Here is a 238-nt window from a genome sequence, read left to right on the forward strand (position 1 = left end):
ATATTGCTGCCAATCTGGGAGATATATTGCGGGGTTCATCCCTGGAGCGCTGGCAACGCAGCTATCAGGCCCGGGTTGACCGGGGTGTCCCCCAGAGTCTGGCCAGCTACACGGTAGGTGCCATCAATCTGTACTCAGCCCTCGGCATTATTGAAGCCGCCACCGAAACCGACCGCACCTTTGCGGAAGTGGCGGCGGCGTACTTCGATATTGGTGAACACTTGTCACTCAACTGGGT

The 238-nt window shown here is 57.6% G+C and carries 1 protein-coding gene; it reads left to right on the forward strand.

All coding sequences use genetic code 11. The annotated features are described in order from the left end of the window. Window positions 1-26: 26 nt before the first annotated feature. A partial coding sequence (locus Q4563_RS22395) for an NAD-glutamate dehydrogenase domain-containing protein (RefSeq protein ID WP_303606115.1) occupies window positions 27-238 on the forward strand: 212 nt, incomplete at its 3' end.

The organism is Gilvimarinus sp. 1_MG-2023, assembly GCF_030548285.1.